This window comes from Pseudoalteromonas sp. CR1 (assembly GCF_019392235.1).
GTDB lineage: Bacteria > Pseudomonadota > Gammaproteobacteria > Enterobacterales > Alteromonadaceae > Pseudoalteromonas.
The window spans coordinates 1-15,169 of sequence record NZ_JAHXRM010000002.1 but is presented as its reverse complement, the minus strand read 5'-3'; the positions used below and the strand labels follow the sequence as shown (position 1 = coordinate 15,169).

Sequence of the window (15,169 nt, the reverse complement as noted above, 5' to 3'; positions counted from 1 at the left end):
CGGCCAGGGTTGACACCGGTGTCATAGCTGTGAGTTAATACAGTGACACCGGTGTCAGGTTTGTTGTGAGAGGCTCCCTGATATCGTACCTTTGAACGGGTCAATCAAAGATGCTCAGTACAGTTATTTACGTGGAGTCTGTAATTGCTACTGAGCCTTTATCCTCTAACTAATAGAGATGAGTTAATTATGTTACATCCTCGAATTCAAGAAGTTACCCAACGCGTTATTGAACGCAGTAAAAACACCCGTCAAGATTATTTAGATCGTATTTCGCATGCAAAAAAACAAACAAGAGTTCGTGCGGGATTAGGTTGTGGCAATATTGCCCACGTAATGGCTGCCTGCAGTAGCGATGATAAAGCACGCTTAAAAGCAGATGAAGTGCCAAACCTAGCCATTATCAATTCATACAACGACATGTTATCTGCGCATGTACCTTACAAAGATTACCCAGACGTAATCAAAAGCATTGCAACTAAGTTCGACGCAACCGCTCAGGTAGCGGGTGGCGTTCCTGCAATGTGTGATGGCGTTACGCAAGGGCGTGATGGCATGGAATTATCACTGTTTTCTCGCGACGTTATTGCAATGTCTACCGCAGTTTCATTATCGCATGACGTATTTGACGGCGTTTTTTGTTTAGGCGTGTGTGACAAAATTGTCCCAGGTTTATTGATCGGCGCACTATCGTTTGGCCATTTACCTGTGTTCTTTTTACCAGCGGGTCCAATGCAATCTGGTATCCCAAATAAAGAAAAAGCACGTATTCGCCAAAAGTTTGCACAAGGCTTAGTTAGCCGTGAAGACTTACTAGAAGCTGAAAGCGCATCTTACCACAGTGCAGGTACCTGTACGTTTTACGGTACTGCTAACTCAAACCAAATGTTAATGGAAATAATGGGCTTGCACCTTCCGGGTAGCTCATTTATTAACCCATACACAGAGCTTCGCGATGGACTAACAGGTAATGCTGTAGAAACCATGCTTAAGCAGCTTACAGATGATAAAGAAAGCCCGTGTTTAGCAGAGGTAATTAGCGAAAAAACCATTATTAATGGTTTAGTTGGCTTGCTATCTACAGGTGGCTCTACAAACCACGCTATTCATATTGTTGCAATTGCAAAGGCTGCAGGTATTCAAGTGACGTGGAAAGACATGTCTGATTTATCAGAAGTTGTACCACTACTTACGCGTATTTACCCTAACGGTTCAGCAGATGTAAACCATTTCCAAGCCGCAGGCGGTATGGGTTTCTTAATGCGCGAACTAGCAAGCGCAGGTTACCTGCATACTGATGTTAAAACAATGCTTGGTGATGGCCTAGCACCTTACATGACAGAGCCGCGTTTAGATAAAGACGAAAGCCTGATCATGAGCGATTCAAATGGCCCAAGCAAAGTTAAATGGGTTGATTGCCCTGCAAATTCACTTGATGAAGAAGTACTTCGTCCTGTAAGTAATCCATTTAGTAAACAAGGTGGCCTACAACTGCTTACTGGTAATTTAGGTAAAGCGGTAATCAAAGTATCTGCTGTTGCACAAGAGCATCAAGTGGTTACGGCACCGGCTAAAGTATTTAGCTCGCAAGGGGCACTTCAAGATGCGTATAGCCGCGGTGAGTTAAACCAAGACTTTATAGCCGTACTTAAAGAGCAGGGCCCTAAAGCGAAAGGGATGCCAGAGCTTCATAAATTAACGCCGGTTATGGCAACTCTTCAAGACGAAGGTTTTAAAGTTGCCATTGTAACCGACGGCCGTATGTCGGGTGCATCTGGTAAAGTTCCTGCTGCAATTCACCTAGCCCCAGAAGCTGTAGAAGGTGGCATTATTGCAAAAATTCAAGAAGGTGACTTAGTAACCCTTGACGCGCCTAACGGAATTTTAAAAGTACATGTTAGTGATGACGAGCTTGCTAAACGTGAGCTTGAAATTAGCCAACCAAGTTTAACATTTGGTACTGGACGTGAATTATTTACAGGATTTAGAAATATAGTAAGCAGTGCCGATTTAGGCGCGAGTGCTTTTGGACTTGAATAATAATTAGCCGAACTGGGTAATGAGGAACAAGTAATGAGTATTGAAAAAATCTTAGCATCGGCACCTGTTGTGCCAGTGGTTGTAATCGAAAAATTAGAAGATGCTGCACCACTTGCTAGAGCGTTATACAACGGTGGCTTAAAAGCACTTGAAATTACACTGCGTACACCAGTTGCAGCAGAAGCTGTAAAGTTAATGAAAGCTGAAGTGCCAGAAGCTTTTGTAGGTACAGGTACTGTAGTGGACAAAGCAAGTTTTGAAGCCTCAGTGGCGGCAGGTGCTGACTTTATGGTGAGCCCAGGTGTGAGCACTGAGTTATTAGCACTTGCAAAAGAGTCTGATATCCCATTTTTACCAGGCGCTGCAACTGCGAGCGAAGTAATGCAGTTAGCAAGTCATGGTTTCAAGTTTTTAAAATTCTTTCCAGCTGAAGCTGCTGGTGGAACGGCAATGCTTAAGTCGATTGGTGGCCCATTACCGCACGTTACTTTTTGCCCAACTGGCGGCATTAGCCTAGCAACTGCACCTAACTATTTAGCACTTAACAATGTTATTTGTGTTGGTGGTACGTGGATGTTAGATAAACAACTTATTGAAAATAAAGACTGGCAAGCCATTGAAGCGCTTGCTCGCCAAGCAAGTGAACTTAAATAGGAGTCTAAAATGATTAATGTAGCAATTAACGGTTATGGTCGTATCGGTCGCAATGTATTACGTGCACTTTATGAGTCAGAGCAAAACAGTGAAATTAAAATTGTAGCAATCAACGATTTAGCACCTGCTAACGTAAATGCACATTTAACTCAGTTTGACTCAGTTCATGGTCAATTTTCTAAAAAAGTAACACTTGCAGATAACACCATGTTAATTGGTGATGATGTAATTACACTTACTCAAGAACGTGACCCTGCAAACTTACCGTGGAAAGAGCTAAGCGTAGATATCGTTTTAGAATGTACAGGCTTTTTCACTAAACGTGAAGACGCAGCTAAGCACATTACAGCAGGCGCTAAAAAAGTAATTGTATCTGCCCCTGGTAAAGACTTAGATGCAACTGTAGTGCACGGTGTTAACAGCGATGTAATTAATGCTGATAGCAACATCATTTCAAATGCTTCTTGTACTACTAACTGTTTAGCACCTATTGCAAAAGCAATTAACGACACAGTTGGTATTGAGCAAGGTAGCATGACTACAATTCATGCTTACACAAACGATCAAAACTTATCTGACGTTTACCACCCAGATCTATACCGTGCGCGTAGTGCAACACAGTCTATGATCCCAACTAAAACAGGTGCCGCTGCAGCTGTTGGCTTAGTACTTCCTGAGCTTGCGGGTAAATTAGACGGTATGTCGGTACGTGTACCTACTATCAATGTTTCTTTAGTTGATTTTACGTTTATTACTAAACGCGACACAACTGCTGAAGAAATTAACGAAGTAATGAAAGCCGCAGCAACGGGCTCAATGAAAGAAATCTTAGAGTACAACGAGCTTCCGCTTGTTTCTATCGATTTTAATCACAACCCTGCGTCATCAATTTTTGATGCAACGCAAACAAAAGCTGATGGTAAACTAGTTAAAGTAATGGCTTGGTACGATAACGAATGGGGTTTCTCGAACCGCATGTTAGACCAAGTTAAAGCATTAGGTCAGTACTTATAATTGACCCTGTAAAAGTTTAGCTTTATCCAACCAAGCCTGCATTATGCAGGCTTTTTTATTTTTGATTAATTTATACCAAGTCGTTTAATAAAGCGTTTAGCGCTTTAAAACTAGGGCGCGATGCAATAGCGGTATTTATAGCACGCGCGGCTATATCGGACATTTTATCAAAGAGGTCGTTTTGTTTATCTGCTGAGCTAACAGTACTTAGTAAATCCTCAATTAAATACCCAAAAGCACACACTTCTATTAACTGTATTCGCTGCTGCTGATATCCGCTGAGCATAGCTAAGTTTGTAGCTGCACCAAAATCACCAAACAAAATATCATATTGTTCGTTTATCATGGTGTTGTGTGCGTAAATATCACCATGGCTTACGTAATTGTCATGTAAGTGAGTTAGCGTGTTTGCCATCTGTTTTGCTATTTTATAAACAGCTTCAATAGGGTAGTTACAACCGTCATTAAACGTGTCGCGTGTGCATGTTTGTAAACTTGGTGGTAACCCTAAATTTGTATAATTGGTATCTATTAATTCCATTACCAAGCCAAGTTGTTCACTTTGCTCTATGTAACTCAGTACATTAATTAAGTGATTGTGATTACCTGCTTGAAGGCAGCAATTTACTTCATCAAGAGGGTAACCATCGCTGGTGATTGCACCTTTAAACAGCTTTATTGCAACACTAGTTTGCTCAGCTTTTGCTAGGTGTATAAACCCCGATGCGCCTTGGCCTATTACTTTTTTAAGTTGAAAATTTTCAAGCGGGGTATTTTTCAACGTACTTTTAGTTAAGCACTGCGCTTTATTATAGTCGTTACCTGCAAAAGCAAGCCAAGCAAGTTTGGGTAATTCTATTAGCCAATCATCGAGTTTTGTTAGGTTATTGGCAGAGAGCCTTACAAGCTCTAAATTAGTACAGTTAGCCATACTTGTCGGTAAATGTTTTAACTTATTACCCGCAAGTGCAAGCTTTTTAAGCTGGGTGTAATTACCAAAATCTTCAGGTAACTCGTGTAGGTTATTATCGGTGAGAATAAGCCACTCAATTTTTTTTGGCAGGCTGTTAGGTGCAAACTTTGAAATTTGGTTACCTTTAAATGCCACCATAATTAAAGCAGGGCATTTGGCCAAAACTTTGGGTACATGCTTAAACTGATTAAACGATAAAAACACACGCTTAAGGCGGTGTAAACAAGCAAATTCGTCTGGTAAATCACTTAAATTGTTATTTGAAAGATCAAGTACTTCGAGTGTATCGGCAAGCTTAAAAATGTCTGCTGGAAACTCAGATAATTGCTCAACCAGCTGTAAGTGCTTCGCACCGGCTAACTTACCAGTATTAAGCTCTGCAAGGGTATTCATTAATTTATAAAGCCCTGTAAATAAAAAAGCCAACATGGCTGTTGGCTTTAATTAATATGTGAATAAGGTTTAGAATTGCGCGTTATGATAAACGTTTTGAACGTCGTCACAATCTTCTAGCATGGCTAAAAAGCGCTCCATTACTTCAACGTCTTCGCCTTCAATTGGCGCTTCTACTTGTGGTACAAACGCAATTAAGTCTTCGTCAAACTCAGTAATGCCCATTTCTTCAAGTGCTGTACGAGTATTGTTGTACTCTGTATGCGGAGCAAATACGGTTACTTTACCGTTATCAACTTCGACATCGGTTACATCAACGTCAGCCATCATAAGTGCTTCAAGGACCGCTTCATCATCGTCGCCACTAAAAACAAAAATAGCTAAGTGATCAAATAAATGTGAAACCGAGTTTTGAGCGCCAATTTTAGCATTCGCTTTAGTAAAACAAACACGTACGTCTGCAAATGTACGTTTGTTGTTATCGGTTAAGCAGTCAACAATAATCATACAGTTACCTGGGCCGTAGCCTTCGTAACGTGTTGCAGCGTAGTCTTCACCACCGCCGCCTTTTGCTTTTTCAATTGCGCGGTCAATTACGTGTGCTGGTACCTGGTCTTTTTTTGCACGTTCAATTAAGCGGCGCAATGATAAGTTACCATCTGTATCCACACCGCCATTTTTAGCACAAATATAAATTTCTTTACCGTACTTAGAGTAAACTTTAGTTTTAGCACCCGCAGTTTTAGCCATTGAATCTTTTTTGTTTTGGTAAGCTCTTCCCATCTGCGTTTCGCCTTAATTTTATAAATAACTGAAAAAATAATAGACCGTATTCTAAAGGTAAATGACATTAAGGGCTAGTACGGATTGGGGAACATTAATAGTTAAAAAGCCAATATAGCCATTTGAATAAAATACGTTCTAAATAAAACAGCCCGCTATTGCGGGCTGTTTAGTATTGATTTACATATTATAAGGCAATTACCAAATACGAACGCGTTCTTCTTCTGGTAAATACAAGGCATCACCTGGTTTTACGTCAAACGCTTTGTACCAAGCATCGTGGTTACGTGGTGCTTGCGCTCTAAACCGACCTGGAGCATGTGTTCCACCACGTAACTGGTTTAACATGCTTTGCTCAGTACGTTTTTCTTTCCATACTTGTGCCCAAGCTAAAAAGAAACGTTGATCGCCTGTTACGCCATCTATTACAGGCGCTTCTTTACCATTTAGGCTTAGTTTATACGCGTGGTAAGCCATGGCTAAGCCACCCACATCACCAATGTTCTCACCTAGGCTGTTACGGCCGTTTACAAAGTTACCTTCAATAGGTTCGTATTTACTGTACTGTGCGGCAAGTTGGTCTGCTTTTGCATCAAATGCAGCGCGGTCTTCGTCTGTCCACCAGTTCCGTTGAATACCGTTAGCATCAGATTTTGAACCCTGATCATCAAAACCATGGCCCATTTCGTGACCAATTACAGCGCCAATGCCGCCATAGTTAACTGCTGGATCGGCATTTGGATCAAAAAACGGAGGTTGTAATATGGCGGCAGGAAACACAATTTCGTTAAACGAGCTATTGTAGTAGGCATTTACACGTTGTGGTGTCATGCCCCAGCGGTTGCGATCCGTTTTTTGTAGCTCTTTTTCTACGCTTTCAGCGCGGAAAAACTCACGCATGTTTTTAACGTTACCCACTAAATCGTTTTGGCTAATAGTTAAACCATCATAAGACTGCCATACATCCGGGTAACCAATTTTTGGAACAAATGCAGCTAACTTAGCACGTGCGTTTACTTTAGTTTCAGCGCCCATCCAGTCTAAGTTATCAATACGCTCACCTAACGCTGAACGCAGGTTTTCAACCAGTTCAGACATTTGTTGTTTAGATGATTCAGGAAAGTATTGGTCAACGTAAATTTTACCAATCGCAAAGCCTAGCGAGCTTGTGCCCGACATTTCGTTAATAGCGCGTTTCCAACGAGGACGCGGCTCTTGTTGGCCGTTTAGCTCTTTGCCATAAAATGCAAAACGCGTATTAAAAATATCTTCAGAAAGTAAACCCGCATTACCGCTAATTGCATGGTAAGTTAGGTAATCTTTCCAAACCGCGATATCTTCATTATTAATAAGCTCAATCATGGCTTTAACCGGTTCAGGCTGAGATACGTTAAGCTGAGGTACTTTGTACCCTGTTTGCTCAAAATATACATCCCAGTTAAAACCAGGGTAAGTAGCGGCTAAATCTTCACGTTTAATTTGATTTAACGACAGGTCGCGGTTACGTCGTTTTTCGCGTGGCCAATGCCCTTGTGCTATTTTAGTTTCAAGCTCTAGTATGGCTTTTGCGCGTTCTGTTGTGTTATCAACATTGGCAAATTTTAGCATGTCGGCAATATGAGCCACGTACGCTTCGCGAGTTTTAACAAAACGCTCAGCATCTTCTAAATAGTAAGAACGGTCAGGTAAGCCTAAACCACCAGCGCCTAACGACATTTCGTATTTATTTGGATCTAAACGGTTAAACCACATACCACCACCAATAGGAGTACGAAGGCCCGATAACCACGATTGCCCAAATACATAAGCTAAGTCGTCGGTTGATTCCATATTACTAATTTGATTTAACAGCGGTTGAATAGGTTTAACACCCAACTCATTAAGTGTGTCGGTATCCATGTATGAATTATAAAAATCAGCAACCAATTGCTCTTCAGCGTTTAGCTCTTTACGTGCAGCTATGTCTTCGATAATTTTTTTAACACGGTCTTCACTGCGTTCTGCTAATGCTGAAAACGCACCATAACGCGTTTTGTCAGCTGGCATATTATAGTTGTCGTACCATGTGCCACTGGCGTACATGAAAAAATCATCACCAGGCTTAACGGCTTCGTTACGCGCTGATAAATCTACACCAAAGCTACCTAGTTCGGCTTTATCGCTAATGGCTGTACTTTCAGCGCTTGCAGTTTGAACTTCACTGTTTGTAGTTTGTGGCTCTGAACAGCCCGTTATAAAAGTGGCAGCTAAAGCCGCTGCAATTAAACTCTTTTTCATTGTTTATCCCCTTGGATAATGAATTTGTTAATTTTTGTTATAAAAAATATCATTTTTGATTGTTATGTATAAAAGGCAGGCACACAATTCTTTTGAGGTGAATCACAGCCTGACCCGATAAAAGCCAATAAACAATAGCAAGCAATAAGCGACCAATATAAATTTATAAACAGGTTAATCTTGTTGTTGTAATGCCCACATATTTGCATATTCACCAGCCAAGGCCAGTAACTCATTATGTTTACCTTGTTCAACAATTTGGCCTGATTTAAGCACAATAATAGAGTGTGCATCGGTAATGGTTGATAAGCGATGCGCAATTACAATACTGGTGTGCTCGCTGGCTACCTCATGCATGGCCTTTAATATTGCTTGTTCGGCCTGAGAGTCGAGTGCCGATGTGGCCTCGTCAAATATTAAAATAGGGGATTGTTTTAAAATTGCGCGTGCAATTGCAATGCGCTGTTTTTCGCCACCGGATACTTTTAAACCGCGTTCACCAACTCGCGTTTTATCGCCATCAGCCAACGTGTTAATAAAACCTTTTAGATGGGCCATTTCAATCGCTTTATCAATATCTTTGTCGCTTGCAGAAGGGCGGCCATAGGCAATATTTTCACGAATTGTTGTATTAAATAAAACGGTATCTTGCGGAACGATAGCAATGGCTTTACGAAGGCTATCAAGCGTAACAGAGCTAATTGCTTGGTTATCAATGGTAATAATGCCCGAAGTTACATCGTAAAAACGATAGAGCAGGCGCGCTAATGAACTTTTGCCGGCACCACTTGCGCCCACAATCGCCACTTTACTACCCGCTTTAACCTTAAAGCTAATATTATCAAGAATAGGGCGGTTTGCATTGTAGCTAAAACTGACGTTATTAAAGGCAATTTCCCCCTTTTTTATATTAAGGGTATTTGCCTGTGGAGCATTAGTTACTTGTGGCTTTTTATTAAGTAAGCCCAGCATATTTTCTAAATCGGTAAGGGCGCGACGTATTTCACGGTACACAAACCCCAAAAAGTTAAGTGGTAAGAATAGTTGGATCATGTATGCGTTTATCATTACTAATTCACCAATGCTAAGTGATCCAGTCACTACCTCACTTGAGCCTAACCACATTAAAGCGGTAATGGCACTGGCAATAATTAACGCTTGCCCAGAGTTTAGCGCTAAAAGAGACATTCTATTTTTTAATCGCGCAGTTTCCCAGTTTGCTAAAAAGGAGTCGTATGTGTTGGCTTCAAACTCTTCGTTGTTAAAGTACTTTACAGTCTCGTAGTTTAGAAGGCTGTCAATTGCGCGCGTATTACTGAGGTTATCAGCCGCGTTTGATTCACGAATAAAACGGTTACGCCACTGAGTGACCGTGACAGTAAAAAATATATACACACCTACAGCAAGGAGCGTAATTAAAGCAAACCAGACAGAAAATAGCGTCCCAAAGATAATCGCGACGGTGAGTATTTCAAAAAGGGTGGGTACAATGTTAAACATTAAAAAGCGCATTAAAAAGCTGAGCCCACTGGTGCCACGTTCTATGTCACGGCTTATTCCACCAGTTTGTCTGTCTAGGTGAAAGGCAAGCTCTAGGCTATGTAAATGTTTAAATACTTTTAAGCCAATATTGCGCATGGCATGTTCTGTTACACGCGAGAACACCGCATCGCGTACCTCGCCTAAAAACACGCTAGCGAAACGTAAGCTGCCGTACATAAGTAACAATAAGGCGGGAAGGACCAATATTGGGTTTATTGACTTATCAACCGAGTCGATAATTTCTTTAAGTGCCCAAGGCATTAAAAGAGTGGCGCCTTTGGCACCAATAAGCGCTAAAAGCGCAATTAAAACACGCCCTTTAAATTTTGTAATGTAAGGCCACAATGTTTTAACGCTTTGTTTTAAATTCATGGCGTCTGCACGTTTTTCAACGTTTTGTCTGGAGCGCATTATTTTTCTCGATTAAATACTTAATTATTAAGCATTGTATTTTAAATAGTTGCCCTAATATACTAGGCATCCTTTATTTTAGTTTGATTTAAGTATGTTTAAATTTCGTGTTTTTATAACTGCTTTTTTGCTACTAGCTGCACTTTTTAGTGTGCAGAGCAATGCTGTGCAGGTAACACAACATTTAAATCCAGCTGTCAATTCACAGCTTTTATTTACAGATGCCGTTGATATAACTAAAACAAAGCCTACTACAAAGTCTGCAGACGCCCCTGCGCATAAAAAAACACAACACACCGATTTTGACTCACATCAGCCAAGGCTTACAGCAAGTAATGCATCACATTTTTTGCACACAGTTCAAAGTGAGCCAGAATACGACGTTGTTTTTGAGTTTTTTGCGCAGCACCTTGTAAGGCAAATATTTTTACGCCCCCAAGCTGTAAATGCTATTCAGCCATGGTTTACACTTGTAACGCATAGCAAGAAGTCGCGGCTCAGCGGCTGGAAAGACGCCAACGTACTCTACAAAGCGGTAACTACCTACCACGCTTAATTTTCTTATTTAATTTTTATTAGGTTTTAACGTTTTACGTTTAAGCCTTGAGATTAATTGTGCTTTTAAAAAGTACGTTGCCAGTAATTTACTGGCAATAAGGAAAAAACATGTTAAGTGTAAAAAAAGATCAAAAGCCATTTATGGCTAAATTTAAATTAAGCTATATAGCCATGCTTATTGTGCTGATTTTATTAGCTATTAGTGCATTACCCAACTTATACCCTAATAAATCGTGGTTGCATGTAAATAGCGCGCCACATAGCGAAATCCAAGTCGTGCCAAGCACTAAAGCACTCGTTACTTTTTTAAATAACCAAGGCTTAAAAGTCGAGCAAGGCCTTGATAAGCAATCCACTATAAATATTTTATTAAACGAGCCAACTAAAAGCGCCCAAGCGCAAGCGGCTATAAAGGCGCAGTATCCAAACACGCAAGTTAAAATTGTAGAGCATGCAACCAGCCCACCATGGTTACAAAATTTTGGTTTATCACCAATAAAGCTGGGTCTTGATTTAAATGGCGGCGTGTTATTTGTACTCGACGTAGATTTAGATAAAGCAATTGATGAGCAATTAGCCAGTGCGTATCAACAAGCCAAATCAATTATTGTTAAACAAAAAGCGCACGGTCTTAAAGCGCAGCAAACTGAGCATGGATTTGAAATTAACGCGCTGCCTAATGCGGTGCAAAAACTTACACCCGTAATTGATGAGCTTCAAACTCGCTTTGCTAATTTAGCGGTTACAACAACCAATAATGGCAATGTTAAAAACGCCAAGTTTAGCTACTCAGAGCAAGGGCGCAGCAATTTTGATAAAGAAGTAATGAGCCAGACGCTTACTACGCTTCGCTCACGCATAGAAGAATTAGGTATTACCGAAGCTGTAACACAGCGTCAGGGTAAGCAGCGTATACGTATTGAGCTGCCTGGTGTGCAAGACCCAACCGAGGCAAAGCGCATTATAGGCGCCACTGCATCACTTGGGTTTTATCAGTTAAAAGAAGTGGGTGGCCAAACATTTAATATGCAGTCGGGTGGCACCATAAATCTTGATCCTGTGCCTATTTTTACCGGCGATCATATTAATAATGCCAACATAGGCCGTGACGATTGGGGTAAGCCACTGGTTCAACTTAGCCTAGATGGGCAAGGCGGCGATGCTATGTCGGCGTTTTCAAAAGCTAATATTGGTAAGCCTATGGCCACGGTTTACTCTGAGTACTCTCAAAACGCAAATGGTGAAACCATTAAAAAAAGCGAAGTTATAAATGTTGCTAATATTGCGCAGCATTTAAGTTCACGTTTTAGCATTACCAATATGAAAAGCCAGCAAGCAGCGGCCGACTTAGCCTTGTTATTGCGCGCCGGCTCACTAACCGCGCCGGTAACTATAGTGCATGAGCAAACAATAGGGCCAAGCCTTGGCAGCGAAAACATTAGTAATGGTTTAGCTGCACTCATGCTGGGCATGGGTATTACACTTGCCTTTATGGCGCTGTGGTATCGCCGTTTAGGGCTTATTGCAAACGTAGCGCTGTTATTAAATTTAACGTCGCTTGTTGGCCTCATGTCTTTATTACCAGGGGTTGTATTAACACTTCCGGGTATTGCCGGGCTTGTGCTCACTATTGGTATGGCGGTCGATACCAACGTTATTATATTTGAGCGTATTAAAGAAGAGCGCCGTAAAGGGCGTACGCCATACCAAGCAATTCAAGAGGGGTATAAACAGGCGGCCAATACAATATTTGATGCCAATATAACCACTATGATCACCGCGCTTATTTTATATGGCATAGGTTACGGGCCAGTTAAAGGCTTTGCCATAACATTGGCACTTGGATTAATTACTTCAGTATTTACTGGCGTGTACGTATCAAAAGTACTAAGCCAAACGTTATATTTAAAATTGGCTAAAAAAGCAGGAGTAAATGCACATGCTTAACACTTTTTTAAAGGGCGAGGCGGGCACGCGCCTGCGTTTTTCAGGCATGCTTTTGAGCGCCATACTTGTGCTGCTATCGGTGTTTACGCTTAGTCAAAAAGGGCTTAATTTTGGGCTCGACTTTACCGGTGGCTACCTAACAGAATTTACTACCAGCCAAGGTGTTGAGTTAAAAGAGCTTAAATCGTTTATTACTAAAAATCACAATGGCGAGTTTGAGCTAACCGCGCAAGGTAATAGCCATTTTCAACTACGCGAAGCGCCTAGCGATTCAACAGCAAATAGTAACGATTGGCAATCTGCCATTACTCAAAACGCAGATATAAACGCTGAGGTTTTATCGTCAGCGTATATTGGCTCACAAGTGGGTGATGAATTATTTGAGCAAGGTTGTTTAGCGCTATTTTCAGCCATGGTTGCAGTAATGCTTTATTTAGCGGTGCGGTTTGAATGGCGTTTAGCTGTAGGCTCAGTGGTTGCGCTAGTACATGATTTACTACTCGTACTGGGGCTATTTTCGCTATTAAATATTGAGTTTAATTTAACCGTGCTTGCCAGTTTACTCGCCATTATAGGTTACTCACTTAACGACTCTATAATAGTGGGTGATAGAGTACGCGAGCTTTTACGTGTTAAATCTAATAATGCACTTAGCCCTGCAAGTATTATAAATAGCGCGATAAAAAGCACCTTAACGCGCACACTTATTACATCGGGCACCACACTTGCAACGGTTGCCAGCGTTTGGTTACTCGCAGGCGCACCATTACAAGGCTTTGCTATTGCATTATTTACAGGCATTGTAGTGGGTACTTTCTCGTCTATTTGTATTGCAGCCACTTTGCCAGAGCTTTTAGGGTTAAGTGCTAAAAACTACGAAGAAGAGCTCGATGTAAAAACCCAAGCATTGATGGATATGCCGTAAATGCGAGTCTTAATAATTAAGTAAACATATCGGCGCTTAAAATAATGGTTTTAAGCGCCTTATAACGCTAAAATTAACCACATAGTTTACAGCATTGGTTATTAGCGCTCCCTCATGAACAAAACCCACGTAATAGAACACCTTAAATTTGCACTTGAAGCACAATTAAACAACGCTAAACAAGCTGCCAAAGCCGCGCACGACGCCGCAACTCACGAAGAAAGCGTAGCTGAAACACAATACGACACCCTAGGGCTCGAAGCCGCTTATTTAGCACAAGGCCAAGCCGAGCGCGTAAACGAATGCTATAAAAGCATTAAACAATTTGAAGCCATTTTTAAAGAGCCTACTCACAATAAAGTGATTATAAGCTCACTCGTTTGTATAGAAGATGAAAACGCCTTACAAAAATGGTTTTATTTAGGCCCAGCCGCAGGCGGCTTAACGGTTGAAGTTAAAGGGATAACCATTCAAGTTGTTACACCCGAAGCCCCGCTGGGTAAACAACTTTTAGGCAAACAGCTTGATGATGAAGTAAGCCTAATCATTGCAGGCAAAAACCATGAATATTGTGTGGTAAAGATTTTATAAAACATTGTTTTTATATGTAGGTCGGATAAGCGAAGCGCCATCCGACAAAGCCAATTTGTCTCATAACATTATTAAAAGTCGCTTTGGTGTATTTTACCAACAGAGACTTTGTAACATACGTAATTAGTTGTTTACATTAGAGTTGTTTGGTGGAATTATTGAGCTATGTAATATACGCCGTTTTGGGGTGTTATAAACCACCAAAATGGTGTTCAATAAGTTGTTATATGCCAAGGAGTATGGTTCAAGCATGAAAGTCCAAATCAAGAATATATCGGGTCATCAAACAAGTAAGGTTTTCGCGTTAACATTTGCGATATTAATGATTCCGTTTAGTTTCATTTCGGTTTTATTCTTTTTTATGGCTCCAGAATTGAAAACAGAAAGCGGTGAAACGATGCCTAACTTTCCATTTCTATTTTTTGCTTTAGCTCCTTTATTTTATGGCGTTATGTTTTACTTCATGCAAAGGGTATTCTGCTGGGCATATAATCTAGTTGCTAAAAAAGTTGGTGGCTTTGAATTTGAAACAAATGAGTAATTAGCATATAACAAGCCAATGAAGCGGGACTAAAAACAGTTTGCTCGGTTTCGCTTCGCTACACATTTTAGCAAACAATTTTTAGCCCCTTATTGGGGCGTTATGTACCTAGAGTGATATGAAAACACTGATTTCAATTTTACTTTGTTCTTTGTTGGCTGCATGTGGTTTCCAATCTATCAACTTGGTGGGTTATGGTAAAAAACTCGACGTTCCTGTCTATGAGGCCTGCTTCTTTGAGAAATTTGAAGAGTATCGGTCATTAACTAGTTATTTGCTCTCCGTAGAAGTAGAAAAAGCTGAAGGGCAAATTACTTACTATGAATTAACAATTGATGGTACAAATACAGATGACCCAGATGAGGTGTTTACACCTAAGTCTTTCAAGGAATCAAAAAAATTTCTGGAAAATATAGTTAATGAATGTTCTGCTTAAGGTGTACATAACAAGTGACTATGGTGTCAATTCCTAATTTCAAACCATTTTAGGATCCCACATGACACCATCCCTCACCATAGA

At 40.7% G+C, this 15,169-nt stretch carries 13 protein-coding genes; 9 read left to right on the top strand and 4 right to left on the bottom strand.

What is annotated here, in order from left to right; genetic code table 11:
• Positions 1-189: 189 nt before the first annotated feature.
• From edd to gap, 3 genes are read left to right on the top strand one after another with little or no spacing between them, the layout of a single operon-like run.
• Positions 190-2,040, top strand: a complete 1,851-nt coding sequence (gene edd, locus KZZ04_RS02980) for a phosphogluconate dehydratase (protein WP_058404457.1) — start codon at positions 190-192, stop codon at positions 2,038-2,040.
• Positions 2,041-2,073: 33 nt separating this feature from the next.
• Entirely contained in the window at positions 2,074-2,694 is a 621-nt protein-coding gene (eda, locus tag KZZ04_RS02975; protein WP_058404458.1) for a bifunctional 4-hydroxy-2-oxoglutarate aldolase/2-dehydro-3-deoxy-phosphogluconate aldolase, read from the top strand.
• A 9-nt stretch (positions 2,695-2,703) separates the two neighbouring features.
• A complete protein-coding gene (gene gap, locus KZZ04_RS02970) occupies positions 2,704-3,708 on the top strand; it encodes a type I glyceraldehyde-3-phosphate dehydrogenase (protein ID WP_058404459.1) in 1,005 nt (334 codons plus the stop codon).
• Between the two features lie 70 nt (positions 3,709-3,778).
• Here the strand turns inward: gap and KZZ04_RS02965 are convergent, their stop codons facing one another.
• The 4 genes from KZZ04_RS02965 to KZZ04_RS02950 all read right to left on the bottom strand — a co-directional run bounded on the left by KZZ04_RS02965 (position 3,779) and on the right by KZZ04_RS02950 (position 10,087).
• Entirely contained in the window at positions 3,779-5,110 is a 1,332-nt protein-coding gene (locus KZZ04_RS02965; protein WP_257903528.1) for a leucine-rich repeat-containing protein kinase family protein, read from the bottom strand.
• Between the two features lie 33 nt (positions 5,111-5,143).
• Positions 5,144-5,857, bottom strand: a complete 714-nt coding sequence (locus tag KZZ04_RS02960) for a YebC/PmpR family DNA-binding transcriptional regulator (protein WP_219421751.1) — start codon at positions 5,855-5,857, stop codon at positions 5,144-5,146.
• A 198-nt stretch (positions 5,858-6,055) separates the two neighbouring features.
• Positions 6,056-8,134, bottom strand: coding sequence for a M13 family metallopeptidase (locus KZZ04_RS02955; protein WP_219421750.1), 2,079 nt, complete (start codon positions 8,132-8,134; stop codon positions 6,056-6,058).
• Between the two features lie 174 nt (positions 8,135-8,308).
• Positions 8,309-10,087 carry an ABC transporter ATP-binding protein/permease gene (locus tag KZZ04_RS02950; protein ID WP_219421749.1) on the bottom strand — a complete coding sequence of 593 codons (1,779 nt, stop codon included), beginning with the start codon at positions 10,085-10,087 and terminating at the stop codon, positions 8,309-8,311.
• A 94-nt stretch (positions 10,088-10,181) separates the two neighbouring features.
• Here KZZ04_RS02950 and KZZ04_RS02945 point away from each other — a divergent pair, with 94 nt between their 5' ends.
• The 6 genes from KZZ04_RS02945 to KZZ04_RS02920 all read left to right on the top strand — a co-directional run bounded on the left by KZZ04_RS02945 (position 10,182) and on the right by KZZ04_RS02920 (position 15,085).
• Complete coding sequence (locus KZZ04_RS02945; protein ID WP_219421748.1) at positions 10,182-10,643, top strand: hypothetical protein; 462 nt, start codon at positions 10,182-10,184, stop codon at positions 10,641-10,643.
• 110 nt (positions 10,644-10,753) lie between these two features.
• Complete coding sequence (gene secD / locus KZZ04_RS02940; protein ID WP_219421747.1) at positions 10,754-12,592, top strand: protein translocase subunit SecD; 1,839 nt, start codon at positions 10,754-10,756, stop codon at positions 12,590-12,592.
• Positions 12,585-13,517: a protein translocase subunit SecF gene (gene secF / locus KZZ04_RS02935; protein ID WP_219421746.1), complete on the top strand. Its 933-nt coding sequence runs from the start codon at positions 12,585-12,587 to the stop codon at positions 13,515-13,517. Before secD ends, secF begins: the two co-directional genes overlap by 8 nt.
• Positions 13,518-13,631: 114 nt before the next feature.
• A complete protein-coding gene (locus KZZ04_RS02930; protein WP_219421745.1) occupies positions 13,632-14,108 on the top strand; it encodes a GreA/GreB family elongation factor in 477 nt (158 codons plus the stop codon).
• 250 nt (positions 14,109-14,358) lie between these two features.
• Complete coding sequence (locus tag KZZ04_RS02925; RefSeq protein ID WP_219421744.1) at positions 14,359-14,649, top strand: hypothetical protein; 291 nt, start codon at positions 14,359-14,361, stop codon at positions 14,647-14,649.
• Between the two features lie 118 nt (positions 14,650-14,767).
• Positions 14,768-15,085 carry a hypothetical protein gene (locus KZZ04_RS02920; RefSeq protein ID WP_219421743.1) on the top strand — a complete coding sequence of 106 codons (318 nt, stop codon included), beginning with the start codon at positions 14,768-14,770 and terminating at the stop codon, positions 15,083-15,085.
• Positions 15,086-15,169: the final 84 nt, after the last annotated feature.

Coding starts and splice junctions, on each gene's coding strand:
- gap (WP_058404459.1), top strand. CDS start 2,704: ATGATTAATGTAGCAATTAACGGTTATGGTCGTATCGGTCGCAATGTA.
- KZZ04_RS02920 (WP_219421743.1), top strand. CDS start 14,768: ATGAAAACACTGATTTCAATTTTACTTTGTTCTTTGTTGGCTGCATGT.
- KZZ04_RS02965 (WP_257903528.1), bottom strand. CDS start 5,110: ATGTTGGCTTTTTTATTTACAGGGCTTTATAAATTAATGAATACCCTT.
- KZZ04_RS02960 (WP_219421751.1), bottom strand. CDS start 5,857: ATGGGAAGAGCTTACCAAAACAAAAAAGATTCAATGGCTAAAACTGCG.
- eda (WP_058404458.1), top strand. CDS start 2,074: ATGAGTATTGAAAAAATCTTAGCATCGGCACCTGTTGTGCCAGTGGTT.
- KZZ04_RS02945 (WP_219421748.1), top strand. CDS start 10,182: ATGTTTAAATTTCGTGTTTTTATAACTGCTTTTTTGCTACTAGCTGCA.
- edd (WP_058404457.1), top strand. CDS start 190: ATGTTACATCCTCGAATTCAAGAAGTTACCCAACGCGTTATTGAACGC.
- KZZ04_RS02930 (WP_219421745.1), top strand. CDS start 13,632: ATGAACAAAACCCACGTAATAGAACACCTTAAATTTGCACTTGAAGCA.
- KZZ04_RS02950 (WP_219421749.1), bottom strand. CDS start 10,087: ATGCGCTCCAGACAAAACGTTGAAAAACGTGCAGACGCCATGAATTTA.
- secD (WP_219421747.1), top strand. CDS start 10,754: ATGTTAAGTGTAAAAAAAGATCAAAAGCCATTTATGGCTAAATTTAAA.
- KZZ04_RS02955 (WP_219421750.1), bottom strand. CDS start 8,134: ATGAAAAAGAGTTTAATTGCAGCGGCTTTAGCTGCCACTTTTATAACG.
- KZZ04_RS02925 (WP_219421744.1), top strand. CDS start 14,359: ATGAAAGTCCAAATCAAGAATATATCGGGTCATCAAACAAGTAAGGTT.
- secF (WP_219421746.1), top strand. CDS start 12,585: ATGCTTAACACTTTTTTAAAGGGCGAGGCGGGCACGCGCCTGCGTTTT.